This is a genomic window from Paenibacillus sp. HGH0039 (assembly GCF_000411255.1).
Classification (GTDB): Bacteria; Bacillota; Bacilli; order Paenibacillales; family NBRC-103111; genus Paenibacillus_F.
Genome location: NZ_KE150413.1, coordinates 2,659,962 through 2,673,660, shown reverse-complemented (window position 1 = coordinate 2,673,660; position 13,699 = coordinate 2,659,962). Strand labels below are relative to the sequence as shown.

Here is a 13,699-nt window from a genome sequence, read left to right as displayed (position 1 = left end):
TAAAACGATGAAAACTAAAAAGAACATGATTGCAGCGCTGACTCTAGGATGTTCTCTGCTGGCTGCTTCTTCCGCTTCTGCGTTCTCCGACGTTCAAGGAGCGGATGCCGCCGTTATCGCGTCTTTGCAGAACAAAGGAGTGATTCAGGGCGTGTCGGAGGACAAATTTGCGCCTCAAGGCAAACTGACGTCCGTGCAGGGCGTACATTTAATTGTCAAGGCACTCCAGTTAAAGGCAGCGGACGTAACTTTGTCTAACCCGAACGCGCCCTGGTATGCCGAATCGCTTGAAATCGCCGCAAAAAACGGAGTTCCCGTCGGACTCGCGGCAGACCCGTCGGCCGAGCTGACCCGGGAACAGTTCGCACAACTTCTGTATAAGGGAATCCAGGCGACCGGGGATTATCCGCTGATCAAAATGTATATTCAGGTCGCGGACGAAGATCAGATGACTCCATCGTATCAAGGCAGCATTCAGAACCTGCTGCTTATGAAGGTCGCCGCGCTCGACGATAAAAGCTTGTTCCATCCGCAGGACCGCATTACACGGATCGAAGCGGCGGGCATGATCGCCAAAGCGATTGATTTTACCGACCGCCACAAGGAACAGACGGACAATCAAGAAAATGAGGAAGTAAGCTTTACGATCGAGAAGGTAAACGCGGATATCAACAAAATCGTACTCACCCGCAGAGAGCAGCCCAGTCCCGGATACGGGCTTTCGATTACGAAAATCGAGATGAACGACAGCGGTCAAGCGAAAATCCATTATAAGCTGACTTCTCCAGAACCGGGTAAAATGTATCCCCAAGTCCTATGGACATCGAAAACGGAAACCTATCTTTCGAGCAAATATAAAGTGGAAATCCAAGCGAATTGACAAACAGGCGCCGCCTCTGGTTACGGAGAGCGGCGCTTTTTTTGTCGTTCGCATATGGATTCGATGCGAGCGGATAAACCCTCGGCTGCTCTATATGGCAAGCGTTAATTATGCGGCTTGAAAATAAATAACGCTTGAATAATAAGAACATTTGTTCTAATATAGAAATATTAGTAAATAACGGAGGGAACGCTAACGATGCACACACCCCATTCCGGCCAACCGGAGAGCTTTGAAATTTCTGTCCGTCCCTGGTCCGAAAATGACCTTACTCTGCTCAAGCGGATGAATACGGCAGAAATGTGGGCCCATCTTGGAGGCCCTGAATCGGAAGAAGCTTTAGCTTCCAGGCATCAAAGATACATGAAAGCCGTACCGGGCAAGGTTCGCATGTTTACGATTCTTTTCGGAGACGAAGCTGTGGGCAACGTAGGCTACTGGGCGCAGCACTGGAGAGACCAGGACGTTTTTGAAGTGGGTTGGGGCGTACTGCCGGAGTTTCAGGGGCACGGTATTGCCATGACCGCAACTTCGGCTATGCTGGACATCCTCCGAGACGATGTGCCCGGCGCGGTCGTTTATGCGTTTCCCGGCGTGTCCAACTCACCCTCGAACGCCATTTGCAGGAAGCTCGGATTCTCTCTCGCGGGAGAAACGGAAGTGGAGTTCCCCAAAGGCTCCTGGATGAAGTCTAACGAATGGAGACTTGAATTTCCCGGATAGCCAGGAGAACTTACTGTTTAAATTTGCTTCCTTTTCTTTTTTTGAAGAACGGCCGTGATCCATTCCCGCGCATAAAGCGTCGTACATCCCTTGTGTACACGCCGCGGGTCCACTCTTCCTATCCTCTCTCCGATTTCCATACCTACTTCTGTAACCCCCGAATAATGGATTCTTATTTCACATAAACATCGGTTCATGGATTCCATTTGGTATCTCGGGGCTCCTCTGATTTCCACTTCGATTTAATGAAGCAGCTCCGTAATCTGCGGCTCTTTCAAGGCTTTTTTTTCTTTCTTAGCTGTCGGTCAGCTGCAGCTGCCAAGTGACTCCGTAACGGTCGCTAATCCAGCCGAACATTTTACTGAACGGATAAGAAGCCAAAGGCATTAATATCTGTCCTCCCCGGGACAACTCTTCGTACACCCGCTGAATTTCTTCCTCCGTCTCAAAAAACGAATGCAGCGAAATCGCGGGGGTAAACGTCCAGTCGTGTTTCACACTGCTGTCTATGCACATGAAGGCTTGTCCGTTTAAGGAAAACGACGCATGCATGACGCTTCCTTCCTCGCCGTGTTCACCCGGACCATACCGCGTAATCCGGATGATTTCGGAGTTTTCGAATACCGATGTATACAGCTTCATAGCTTCCTCTGCCTGCCCTGTAAAGGTCAGGAAAGGTGTTACCGCTGACGGCTTGACTTGATTCATTCCAACCACTCCTTCGGATAGTTATTATGCAGCTTCATTCCATCTTCATTTGATTGACTATGCGGATAAGTATAAAGAGACGCGTTTCAAAGTTCAATCCACGGAAAGACTCACGCAGGTGCAAGGCGTTTCCTTTTTATTTTGATTGCTCTGGCGAAATGGATTGATTCTCCAAATATGTTTTTCTATAATAGAGCTGATTGCCAAAGCAGAAAGGAGGTCTCATCCTACATTCTAAGTGCTTGTACAGATTGAGCATTTCCAAAAGCTGACCCTTTTAAAATCAGAGAAGGAGTGATATTTGATTGGATCGCACATTTAGGAGCTACCGTCCCACTCTCTCGTTATTTCTGGCCTTCGCACTCTTGATCGGCTTATTTCCTTCCATTTCTGCAAGCGCTTACTCTCCACCGTCTTCTTCTCTCCCGGTTAGTTCAGTAACCAGCGTCACTTACGGCACCTATAATTCGCTCGCCCTGACTCCCAATCCTGTAACCGTTACACCTTCCTCCTTGCAGCAATTTGCCGTTTCTGCCTACGATGCCAACGGGAGTGCAGCTCCCCTGCAGGCTGGTGATGTCAGTTGGTCCGCCGACAGCGCCATCGGCACGATTGATTCGAGCGGCTTGCTGACGGCAGCGGCGGGCGGCGGCGGATTCAAGGCCGGTTACGTCACCGCTACATACGGAGGGCTAAGCACCCGAGCGCTCGTAATGGTCGGAAGTAAAGCGACAGCCGTAATTGAAGATTTTGAAACCGTTAACAACGGTAAAGCGCTGTTGAGCGCGGGAACCGCGGGCGCGGCGGGAACGAAGAGTTCCATCAGTTTGGCGGAAAGGCCCGAACCCGTGCTTTACGGCAGCCGCTCCCTTAAATTTGCTTACGATATGAGAGGAACCGCGGGTACGTCCGCCGCATTCGTCAGTCTCCGCAATCCCGATACGGGAGCTCTCGACAGACCGATCGAAGGCACACCGAACAAAATCGGCGTCTGGGTATACGGGGACGAAAGCAGTCATTGGCTGCGCGCCAGACTCAGAAATCAGGCCGGCGTTTCTTTTACCGTTGATTTTACCAGCAGCACCGGCTTTAACTGGAAAGGATGGCGCTACGTAACCGCAGAGATTCCTTCCTCACAGCCAGGTCCTTTAAAGTTTATGGACCTTTATCTGGTCGAAACGAAAGATACGAACAAAAACGCCGGCGTTCTTTATTACGACCGGTTGAGCGCGATTTATTCCAACACCGAAATTACGGGACTCGACCTGACCGGGCTGACTCCGATGAAAACAGGTCAGAGCAAAACCGCAGAGGTCTATATGACCAAAGCCAACAGCACTTCGCCTCAAAAAGTTGAAAACGGAGTCAGTTTTTACAGCAGCAATCCGGATGTGGCCGTCGTTGACGGCATCGGCCGGGTAAGCGCGCTCAAAGCCGGAAAAGCGGTTATTGCCGCCCTCTATTCCGATAGCCAGCCCGCCGCATTTGAATTGGACGTCACCGATGACGAACCGCAGGTGCTGAGCATCCATGCATTCGCACCGGATCAGCTGGAAGCTGGACGGACCGGTACTCCCAAAGTTTTCGCGGCTTACGCCAATAGAGCCGATTCTCTCGAAGTCACGAAAGAAGCCCGGTTTGCAAGTTCCAACCCTGCTGTAGCCGAAATTTCGGTTGATGGGAAGATTGTGGCAAAATCGCCCGGTTCCGCTTCGGTGACCGTTACTTTCGCAGACCGCCAGGCGGTAATACCCGTAACGGTCATCGAACCCGTTCCGGTTCTGGCTAAAATCCAGCTGACCGACATGAAATCGATGAATATCGGAGCCGTGCGGCAGGCTAAAGTGCTTGCCACCTATACTCTGCTTGACGTTCCCCAGCCACCGGCGGCAGCGGCAAGCGGCGTGACTTATAAAAGCAGCAATCCCGCAGTAGCCGAGATCGACGCCAGCGGAACACTCACGGCCAAAACCATAGGTGTCACGACAATCAGTGCCTCGCTAAACGGCAAAACGGACACTTATTCACTGGTCGTTAACAAAGAAACCGGCGCTCCGAAACATGAAATGAGAGCCGCCTGGATTGCGACCGTCGAAAATATCGATTGGCCCGTTAAAGGAACCTACGATGCCGAGCAGCAGAAACGGCAGCTGATCAATTTGCTTGACGAGCTCGAAGCCACCGGAATCAATACGGTGATTTATCAGGTCCGTCCCACTTCGGACGCTTTCTACCGATCCGCTTTAAATCCCTGGTCAGCCTGGCTGACGGGAACTCAAGGTAAGGACCCGGGATACGATCCTCTTGCCTTCGCCATCGAGGAAGCTCATAAACGGAATATGGAGCTTCATGCCTGGTTCAACCCTTACCGCATCAGCAACGATACGGATAAAAGCAAGCTGGCGGATACGAATCCTGCGGTAAGACACCCCGACTGGGTCGTCTCTTACGGAGGCAAGCTCGGCTATAATCCGGGCAAACCGGAAGTCAAGCGGTATATTATCGACAGCATCATGGAAGTGGTAAACAACTACGATATCGATGCGGTACATTTTGACGACTATTTCTACCCGTATCCTGTAACCGGCGTGGATTATCCCGATGCTGCGGAATATGCGGCCTACGGATCGGGCATGAGCATTGCGGATTGGCGCCGCAGCAACGTAGACTCCCTGATCCGGCAGCTCTCCGCCGAGATTAAAAAATCTAAATCTTATGTCCAATTCGGGATTAGTCCGTTCGGCATCTGGAAAAACAAAGCGAACGACCCGGCAGGCTCCGAGACGAACGGATTGGAAAGCTACTCGGCGATCTATGCGGACAGCAAGAAATGGGTGGATGAACAATGGATCGACTACATCACGCCCCAGCTTTACTGGAACATCAACTACAGTCCCGCCGCCTACGATAAGCTTATCGACTGGTGGAAACGGCAGGTAGAGGGGAAACATGTCCTGCTCTATGCGGGCCACGGCGTTCATAAGATCGGGGACAACGATCCGAACTGGCTGGATCCGGACCAGTTGCCGAACCAAATCTTATTCAACCGGAACTTCGCGGACGTTAAAGGAAGTATGTTCTTCTCCGCCGTGCAGGTTCTCGATAATAAACTCGGTTTCCAGGACCGGTTAAAAACCGATTTGTATAAATACCCGTCCCTCATGCCGGAAATGAGCTGGCTTTCCAAGTCGCTTCCGGCCGCCCCGGCCGTAACGGCCGCTGCCGAAAGCAGCGCCATCAAGCTGAATATTCAAACCGAGGCGAACAGCACGGCCGGCACCTATGTGATTTACAGATCGGCTGGCGCCGGCGCGCCCGACACGTCGGATCCTGCTCATATCTGGAAACAGGTAAAAGCTGGACCGGCGGGGGTTCAAGCTGTCGTTGACAACACCGTTAAGACCGGTACGACTTACACGTACGTCGTTACGGCTCTCGAACGCGGAAGCAGCTTGGAAAGCCACGGCACTATCCTTGCGGCAACCGCTCAATCTTCGTCGGGCTCCGACGGTTCCGGTTCCGGCGGTACCGGATCAGTTGGCGGATCCGGACCGACAGACCCGTCCGTGCCTACGCCTCCGCCAATACCGGGAGACGGGGTTCTAGTCCTAGAACCCGCGGATCTTAAGGAAACGGACGGCAAAATTACCGTAACCGTTCCAGACGGCATCCGCGAAGTTCATCTGCCGGCTGATACGGGCACGACGATGGGCAATAGCCGTCCGCTGCTTCTTCGGTTTGCCAATGTGAGCGTATCGATACCGAACCCGGTAATACAGCAGTGGCAGAGTTTGACCGCCGATACAGGTGCGAAGCTCGTTTTCAAAGCAGAGCCCGTCGAAGAAAGTCAACTGCAAGCTTTGGTTCAGGCCGCTGAAATTAAGCTGGGCGCTGAAATCCGTGCCCGGGGAATGTACGACTTCCGGATGGAGGTCCGGGCCGGAGGCAAGACTGCAGCGGTGATGGACCGTTTCCCTACTCCGCTTGAGATCTCGTTTCAGTCCGCGCAAGGAAGCGACCTGAGCCGTACGGGGCTCTATCATTTAGCCGGAGACGGAACGCTGCAGTATATCGCCGATCAGAAACCGGCCGGCAGCGGAACGATCATGGCGAGTATCCGCCATTTCAGTACTTACGGCCTGCTGGAGGTAACCAAATCGTTCCAAGATGTAAATGCCGGTCATTGGGCGTATCCCGCCATCAGCGAGCTGAGCCGCAAGTTGATTGTAACCGGTGTTACCGAGGACCACTTCAGTCCCCAGCGTCAGGTGACCCGCGCTGAATTCGCCGCCCTATTCGTTCGCGCTCTGGGCTTGCCCCAAAAAGCAGTCACCCCATTTTCCGACGTAAAAGCAGGAGACTGGTTTGCCGGAGAAGTCGCCGCAGCATTCGATGCGGGAATCGTAACCGGCATGACGGATTCGCTGTTTGAGCCCGGCGGAGCGGTCACCCGCGAGCAGATGGCGGCGATGTTGATCCGCGCTTACGAAGCGAAGCACGGGAAACTGTCCGCTCAATCGCCTTCTGTCTCCTTCGCGGATGCCGGAAGCATCCGTGAATGGGCCAAGGGCGATGTCGCGAAAGCTGCCGCCGCCGGGCTGCTAAGCGGACGCGAAGGAAACCTATTCGCGCCGCAAGCCGTCCTTACCCGCGCGGAAAGCGCACAGGCGGTTTACAATCTTTTGAAATAAACGGCCCTTCGCGTCCGTTTTCACGACAAAACAAGCTGGCACCGGTTAAGACCGGGCCAGCTTGTTTTATGGGATGGAATGACTGCGTTTTTTCTTGTTCCGCTTGCCTTACTTGATATACTCTTTGATATACTGGTCTCCCCAGTCGCACATTTGATCCAGAATTGATTTTAACGACCAGCCAAGCGGGCTTAGTTCGTACACCACTTTAGGCGGAACCTGATTGTATACGGTCCTGGTGATAATTTCGTCTTCCACAAGCTCTTTGAGCTGCTGAGTCAACATCTTCTGGGTGATGACCGGTATATCTTTTTTCAATTCGCTCGTTCTTTTGGGTCCTTCGGTCAAATAGCACAAAATAACGGTTTTCCACTTTCCCCCGATAACATCCAGGATCGCTTCCACCGGAATATTGTAAGTGCGCTTATTTTTGGATTTTGCGGGCATCGGTTGCTGCACATCCTTATTTATCCTAATGTCTATCATTCGGTTCATACGCCCATTTTAACCTACTACGGTGCGATTAACCAGTATTTGTCTAAAATGTGAACTCGGCTCCGGTAAGGAGGAAGGCCGGAAAAAAGCCCGGCTGCAAAGCGAATTTTAACGCACCGATCAGTGCCTAAGATACTTTTTGGTAGCAATAAGACAAAAAAGTGCGTACTTCCCATTTCCCAACCCACGATGCATAATTACCTTGTACCCGCTAAAAGGAGGGGATACTCCATGCCTTTGAAAATTTTGATAGCCGGAGGTTATGGCTTGAGGCGGTATCCTTGCCCGGTTAATCAGAGAGGTGAGCGCGGACGCTGAGCTGGTTCTTGCAGGCGAACATCCGCAATCGGATGAAGCTCTCTCTCGCCCGTCAGTTGGGTGGAGCCTGCACCGTTCAGCTTGACCTGGATAAACCGGCGCCTTTTCAAAAAACCTCCTTATCCGATTTCGATTTGATCGTGTCGGCTCTGCTCGCCCCGGCTGATCGGCTCGGACAAGCGGCAGTGGAATATAAGTTCGCTTATATCGGGCTCTCCCGTCTTGCCGACCAGACGGTTCCTTCGCTTATAACGGCTGTTCACGCTCCGCCGGAGCGCCCCTGGCGCTGTTGAACGAACAGTATGTCCGGAACCGTTTCGAACAATTCGGCGTACGCCTATTTCCTACTGAGGAGGTAAAAAAAATGAAAGTGCTCACGGTTGTTGCCCACCCCAGAACCGATTCCTTAACCATGGCGGTTACCGACCGCTTCGCACGCGGCCTTCAGGATGCAGGCCATGAAACGGAGGTGCTGGATCTTTACCGCAGCGGGTTCAACCCCGTCCTGAATGAAACGGATGAGCCAGACTGGACGGACAGCGGCAAACAGTATTCCGTTGAAGTGATGGCCGAAATAGAACGCATGAAACGACACGACGGTTTGGCTTACATTTTTCCGCTCTGGTGGTACAGCTTGCCGGCCATGCTGAAAGGATACATCGAACGTGTATGGAACCACGGATTCGCCTATGGCCCCCAAAAACTGCCTCATCGGAAAGTATTGTGGCTCAGCCTTGCGGCCCTGACACCCGAGCAATTGGCAAAAAGAAACTACGACCGGATGATCAACCATCAGCTCAATGTCGGCTTGGCGGAATATGCCGGAATTCCAACTTCCAAAGTTGAATTTCTGTATGATACTTTAAGCTCCAATCCAGACCATATTCAGGATTTGCTTCAGCAGGCTTACGAGCACGGGCTTCATTACGGATGCGAATAAGGGTGGGGATTTTTTCCCCGATAAAAAAACGGCGCATTCCCCCTTGCGGGGTGTATGTGCCGTTTTTCCCAAAGTCCTTCCGTACCGCTTGCTTCCCCCTCAACAAATCAAGGCGGCCTGTAAGCCTATTCTCGAATCTCCTTCTGCCGGTTTCTGTTCCGGTACGTCCCGTACAGCAGCACAAGAATACCGATCGTTACAGAACCGAGCGACACTAGATAGCTTCCGTAGGGCGACAAATACTCCACTTCAATAAGAGCAGAGTCCGAAGGAACAATCACAAAACGAACTATTTCCAGCCAAGCCAAATGAAATCCGATACACACCCACAAATTTCCGATAAAAATCCGGCACAATTGAAGCGCGGTACCGAAGGCAAGCAAGTTAACGACATAGTCGAACGTAATCAAATCCCAGGTGCCTATTCCGGCGGCAACCATGGCGGCTGTCAGAGCGACAGGGGCAAGCACAAAGAGAATAATCTGAAACAGCAGTGCCAGCCATCTGGTGAATCTTACGCTCAGGTTGCTGTACAGATAGCCACGGAACGTTACTTCTTCCGGAAACGCTTCGTAGAAAAAAGCGATCGGAATGTTAATCAGAATGAGGAGCAGAGTCTCCGCAGGCAAGTGAACATCTACCACCCGGATCCAGCCCGCCAGCGTTCCCGCGAGCAGAGCTATGCCCATCATGGCACTTAGAAAACCTACGCCCAGCAGCAAATACGGGAATCCCGACGGAAGCGGGCTCAGTCCCAATCCGCTCCAAGGCCGGTTGTCGGCATAGCGTCTCAACAAATAAATGAGCGGCACGGCAATACCTGAAGTCACGACCGCAAGGATAATTTGCTGGGCCAGAACCGGGAATCCGTAATTTTGCGCGGTTAAGGTAACGGCGACGGCCACTCCCAACGCGGCGACGAATGACAGCCAGCCGAGCAAGATGCGCCAGACCAAGTGAATTTTTCCTTCCGTATCCCGGATAAAGCTCGCGGATGCACGGCCACCTTGAGTTTCAAGTGAAGGTTTAATCGCCCATTCTCCTCTCCTAAACTATCTGGGTGTCTTTTAACTTTTGATCTCGACACATTCTATATATAGCAGGTTTAAAAGGGTTGTGTTCATGGAAGGTACCCATTTACTCGGCAATTCCCCGAAAATAGCCGGCTGTCCCCGCTTTCTGCGTGCTTCAAGACTTCTCCCCAAGCGGCCTATGCCTTTTGATGAAAAATGTCAAAAAAGAGAAAATTTCTCCCTGATAATAAAAAAATACCCCTTTTTCTGGTAAAAAGTTTAAACGATAATAGGAGAGCAAGCGGATTCATAGACTTGCAGCAGCAACCTTTACAAGAATAAAGGACTCCCGCTTTCGCATGACGGAGTATCCGGTCGTTGCTTTACGGATTCCTGAACCCGGGCTAGCCTTTTATTGGCCTGAACAAAAGATCGGGAGCCTTTACAAAGCGAGGTGAAGAAGCGAAAAAATTTAATGTAAGCGGTATCATATTTATTCATTAAAGGAGGCTATATGTAATGAATTGGCAATTTATCCGCTCTCAATCTCCCAAGCAGGTCCTGTTCCGTGTTCTGCTGATCGCGTCCCTGCTAGTTTCTCTGCTGCCTTTCCTTGGTTTGAATACCCAACAGGCTTCCGCGGCTGCAAACGTCTCGACTGCGGCTGCCGCTTGTACGGATGCGGCCTGGGATTCTACCAAAGTCTACACAGGCGGACAAAAAGTTTCCTACAACGGGAAAGTATTCGAAGCGAAATGGTGGACACAGGGCGAAACGCCTTCCCAGACAAATACATGGGGAAGCTGGAAATACGTCAGTGACTGCACAGGCGGTGGCGGAACGACGGATACAACGGCACCGACAGCTCCCGCAGGCCTGACTTTAACCGGCAAAACTTCCACAAGCGTTTCCCTTTCGTGGAATGCTTCCACGGATAATGTCGGTGTAACCGGCTACAACGTATACAACGGTTCCGCGCTGGCTACCTCGGTAACCGGCACAACCGCTACGGTAACCGGCCTGGCAGCCAATACGGCTTACTCTTTCAGCGTGAAAGCGAAAGACGCGGCCGGCAACTTGTCGGCAGCCAGCAATGTTCTTGCGGTGACCACGTCCTCGGACGGAGGCGGTACGACGCCTCTGGCTAAAATCAACGGCGCTTACGTTGCTTCCTGGCATTTCCCTGCCGTGAACACGGTTCCCGCCAACAAATTGACGCACATCTTCTATGCATTTGCGGATGTCGCCAATAACGGCGTCAGCGGCGGAGATACTTCGCAAATCGCTCAACTGGTCACGCTGAAACAGAAAAATCCGGACTTGAAGGTTCTGATTTCCGTAGGCGGCTGGGGCCGTTCCGACGGTTTCACGAGCGCGGCTTCCACGGATGCGAACCGCACGGCTTTCGCTAACAGCGCCCTGCAGTATATCCGTGCCAACAAACTCGACGGAATCGATCTGGACTGGGAGTATCCGACAACGGCGGACAAACAAAACTACACCCTTTTCCTGAAAAAGCTTCGTGAAGTTCTCGATGCCGGGAGCGCGGCCGACGGTCGTACCGGCAACAAAAAGTATGAAATTACAGCGGCTACGGGCGCTTCCGAGTACGGAATACAAGGAATCGACCTGGGAAGCGTACACCCTTACTTCACCTTCATTAACATTATGACCTACGACATGCAGGTCGGCGCCAACACCCACCACACGAACCTGTACACGTCTTCCCTGAATTCCAGCTACAGCGTGGACAATGCGGTGAAGCTTTACAAGGGACGCGGCGTTCCATCCGAAAAAATCGTAATCGGCGGAGCTTTCTATTCCCACGGTGCCGGAGATTACACGTATGACGAGCTCAAAGCCAGCTATATCAACAAAAACGGCTGGACCCGCCAATGGGACGACGTTGCCAAAGCCCCTTACCTCACTAACGGCAGCAGCATGCTGAGCTACGATGACGCGGAGTCTCTGACTCAAAAAGTCAACTATCTCAAAAGCAACAACCTGGGCGGCATCATGTTCTGGGAGTATGGTCAGAACCTAGGCGCAGAGCTTGTGGATGCCATCTATACGGCATTGAAATAAACCTTCGTTCCGTTCCGGAATAGCAAAAAGCTGTCCCGACGTCCTCCTTGGACGCGGGCAGCTTTTTATTGTTAAAATCGTTCGGTGACTTGATCGCAAGCCATTTACTTTTGAACAAAGGCATGGTATAGTTGTTTCGAAAAGTTTAGAAATAAGAAAAGCGGCAATCAGCGTGTAAGGTCGGAAGAAAAAGGATGTAGAAAGCATGGAAACCAATCAAGCCGTTAAAGTGCACAGGGCACTGGGTGAGCATACCCGCTATAAAATCGTTCAAATTTTGACCAAGGAAAGCAATCTCTGTCCCGCGGATCTCGAGAGCCGCTTGGAATCGATCGCTCTTTCCACTTTGTCTCATCATTTGAAACAATTATCGGACTGCGGATTGCTTCACTCCCAGAAAAAAGGGACCTACATTTATTACAGTTTGAATGAAGATACGGTCAAAAAATTTGCGCCTTATTTGATCGAATAGTTTTTTTGCTTGTTATTTCGATATAACTAGAAATATCAAAAATACGTGCTTTTAAAGTTCTATCTTAACCGCTTATGTGCCTAAACAGCTTTTAACGCCGCCGCCCTTTTTTATTTCTATATTTCTAGAAATATAATATTATTGAGAAATGAGGATGACAACATGTTTAAAACATGGAAAATTTACATGCTTGCCCTGATCAGCTTTCTGGTGGGAACGTCCGAGTACATCATTGCCGGTATTCTGGATAAAATCTCAGCCAGCCTCGACATCTCACTGGTTGCCGCAGGACAGCTGATTACCGTTTTTTCGCTCGTATACGGGCTCGGGACACCCTTTCTGATCGCTTGGACCGCTCGCTGGGAACGGCGCAAATTACTGATCTATTCACTCGGACTTTTTGTCGTCGCGAACGTACTCGCCTTTACCCTGCCGGGCTTTGCCGCATTTATAGGCGCCCGTGTTCTGATGGCGCTCGGCGCGGGGGTGGTCGTCGTAACCGCTTTGACCGTTGCAGCCAAAATTGCGCCCCCCGGTAAGCAGGCAAGCGCGATTGCGACCGTCATTATGGGCTTTACCGCTTCTCTCATCGTGGGCGTTCCTCTCGGAAGACTGGTTGCGGCGGCTTACGACTGGAAAACGGTTTTCGCCGGAATCGGAGCACTCGGCCTGCTGGCGATGTTCGTCTTGTCCGTTACCATACCGAAAACGGAAGGTGACGCTCCCGTTCCTCTGCGCGAGCAGATCGCCCTTCTCAAACAACCCAGAATCTTTCTCGCTTTATCGGTAAGTTTCTTTTGGCTGGGAGGATACTCTATCGCGTACACCTATATCTCCCCTTATCTGCTGACAATTACCGGAATGAACGAGAAAATGTTAAGCGCCGCACTGCTCGCATTCGGCATCGCCAGCCTCGCCGGTTCCAAGATCGGCGGCTACAGCGCCGATAAATGGGGAGTGTATCGCACGCTCATGTCCGGTATGACGCTGCACGTCATCACACTGCTTCTGCTGACGCTGGCCGCCCACTCCCCTGTCGTCGTATTCGCCGTGCTGATCTTGTGGTCGTTCGCCGCCTGGTCTTCCGGCCCGACCCAGCAGTATAATCTCGTCACGATGGCGCCCGAGTCATCCGGAATTATGCTCAGCCTGAACAATTCGGTGATGCAGCTTTCCATGGCGGCCGGTGCCGGAATCGGCGGCATTATCGTCGGAAGCGTCTCCCTGAATGCCGTGACATGGATCGGAGCGGTCGGGGTCGCGGCGGCAATCGCCATTAACTTCGTCTCTTTCAAGCTTTCCGTTGGCGAAAGACGCAAGGCGGAGAACATCCGGCACGCCTGAATGAATGCCTGAATGCAGGTGATAAGCTAT

11 protein-coding genes are annotated in these 13,699 nt (G+C 51.9%); 8 read left to right on the top strand and 3 right to left on the bottom strand.

The genetic code is table 11. From position 1 onward, the window contains the following. The first annotated feature begins 7 nt into the window (after positions 1 to 7). Together HMPREF1207_RS26505 and HMPREF1207_RS26500 are read left to right on the top strand one after the other, a co-directional pair. Positions 8 to 880, top strand: coding sequence for an S-layer homology domain-containing protein (locus HMPREF1207_RS26505; protein WP_009673739.1), 873 nt, complete (start codon positions 8 to 10; stop codon positions 878 to 880). 198 nt (positions 881 to 1,078) lie between these two features. Next, positions 1,079 to 1,603 (top strand): GNAT family N-acetyltransferase, encoded by a 525-nt coding sequence (locus HMPREF1207_RS26500; protein WP_009673598.1) that lies wholly within the window; start codon positions 1,079 to 1,081, stop codon positions 1,601 to 1,603. A gap of 294 nt (positions 1,604 to 1,897) precedes the next feature. Here HMPREF1207_RS26500 and HMPREF1207_RS26495 read toward each other — a convergent pair whose 3' ends face one another. Then, positions 1,898 to 2,311 carry a VOC family protein gene (locus tag HMPREF1207_RS26495; RefSeq protein ID WP_009673673.1) on the bottom strand — a complete coding sequence of 138 codons (414 nt, stop codon included), beginning with the start codon at positions 2,309 to 2,311 and terminating at the stop codon, positions 1,898 to 1,900. Between the two features lie 305 nt (positions 2,312 to 2,616). Between HMPREF1207_RS26495 and HMPREF1207_RS26490 the strand changes: the two genes are divergently transcribed. Continuing rightward, entirely contained in the window at positions 2,617 to 7,002 is a 4,386-nt protein-coding gene (locus tag HMPREF1207_RS26490) for a family 10 glycosylhydrolase (protein WP_016424166.1), read from the top strand. Between the two features lie 108 nt (positions 7,003 to 7,110). On the opposite strand, the gene HMPREF1207_RS26485 is transcribed toward HMPREF1207_RS26490, so the two are convergent. Beyond that, positions 7,111 to 7,449, bottom strand: a complete 339-nt coding sequence (locus HMPREF1207_RS26485; protein ID WP_009673600.1) for a winged helix-turn-helix transcriptional regulator — start codon at positions 7,447 to 7,449, stop codon at positions 7,111 to 7,113. A 374-nt stretch (positions 7,450 to 7,823) separates the two neighbouring features. Between HMPREF1207_RS26485 and HMPREF1207_RS26480 the strand changes: the two genes are divergently transcribed. Both HMPREF1207_RS26480 and HMPREF1207_RS26475 read left to right on the top strand, forming a co-directional pair. After that, the gene (locus HMPREF1207_RS26480) at positions 7,824 to 8,108 is read left to right on the top strand and encodes a hypothetical protein (RefSeq protein ID WP_009673899.1); all 285 of its coding nucleotides are present in this window, start codon (positions 7,824 to 7,826) and stop codon (positions 8,106 to 8,108) included. Positions 8,109 to 8,179: 71 nt separating this feature from the next. Beyond that, the gene (locus HMPREF1207_RS26475) at positions 8,180 to 8,755 is read left to right on the top strand and encodes an NAD(P)H oxidoreductase (protein ID WP_009673783.1); all 576 of its coding nucleotides are present in this window, start codon (positions 8,180 to 8,182) and stop codon (positions 8,753 to 8,755) included. A gap of 125 nt (positions 8,756 to 8,880) precedes the next feature. On the opposite strand, the gene HMPREF1207_RS26470 is transcribed toward HMPREF1207_RS26475, so the two are convergent. Then, entirely contained in the window at positions 8,881 to 9,711 is an 831-nt protein-coding gene (locus HMPREF1207_RS26470; protein WP_009673907.1) for a CPBP family intramembrane glutamic endopeptidase, read from the bottom strand. A gap of 576 nt (positions 9,712 to 10,287) precedes the next feature. On the opposite strand from HMPREF1207_RS26470, the gene HMPREF1207_RS26465 reads away from it, so the two are divergent. The 3 genes from HMPREF1207_RS26465 to HMPREF1207_RS26455 all read left to right on the top strand — a co-directional run bounded on the left by HMPREF1207_RS26465 (position 10,288) and on the right by HMPREF1207_RS26455 (position 13,669). Continuing rightward, positions 10,288 to 11,853, top strand: a complete 1,566-nt coding sequence (locus HMPREF1207_RS26465) for a glycosyl hydrolase family 18 protein (RefSeq protein ID WP_009673650.1) — start codon at positions 10,288 to 10,290, stop codon at positions 11,851 to 11,853. Positions 11,854 to 12,058: 205 nt separating this feature from the next. Then, entirely contained in the window at positions 12,059 to 12,325 is a 267-nt protein-coding gene (locus tag HMPREF1207_RS26460) for an ArsR/SmtB family transcription factor (RefSeq protein WP_009673550.1), read from the top strand. A 162-nt stretch (positions 12,326 to 12,487) separates the two neighbouring features. Continuing rightward, entirely contained in the window at positions 12,488 to 13,669 is a 1,182-nt protein-coding gene (locus HMPREF1207_RS26455) for an MFS transporter (protein ID WP_009673911.1), read from the top strand. Positions 13,670 to 13,699 lie beyond the last annotated feature (30 nt).

What these genes read in the sequence shown, in the direction of transcription:
- HMPREF1207_RS26505 (WP_009673739.1), top strand. Translation starts at nt 8, where the DNA reads ATGAAAACTAAAAAGAACATGATTGCAGCGCTGACTCTAGGATGTTCT.
- HMPREF1207_RS26500 (WP_009673598.1), top strand. Translation starts at nt 1,079, where the DNA reads ATGCACACACCCCATTCCGGCCAACCGGAGAGCTTTGAAATTTCTGTC.
- HMPREF1207_RS26495 (WP_009673673.1), bottom strand. Translation starts at nt 2,311, where the DNA reads ATGAATCAAGTCAAGCCGTCAGCGGTAACACCTTTCCTGACCTTTACA.
- HMPREF1207_RS26485 (WP_009673600.1), bottom strand. Translation starts at nt 7,449, where the DNA reads ATGCCCGCAAAATCCAAAAATAAGCGCACTTACAATATTCCGGTGGAA.
- HMPREF1207_RS26475 (WP_009673783.1), top strand. Translation starts at nt 8,180, where the DNA reads ATGAAAGTGCTCACGGTTGTTGCCCACCCCAGAACCGATTCCTTAACC.
- HMPREF1207_RS26465 (WP_009673650.1), top strand. Translation starts at nt 10,288, where the DNA reads ATGAATTGGCAATTTATCCGCTCTCAATCTCCCAAGCAGGTCCTGTTC.
- HMPREF1207_RS26460 (WP_009673550.1), top strand. Translation starts at nt 12,059, where the DNA reads ATGGAAACCAATCAAGCCGTTAAAGTGCACAGGGCACTGGGTGAGCAT.
- HMPREF1207_RS26455 (WP_009673911.1), top strand. Translation starts at nt 12,488, where the DNA reads ATGTTTAAAACATGGAAAATTTACATGCTTGCCCTGATCAGCTTTCTG.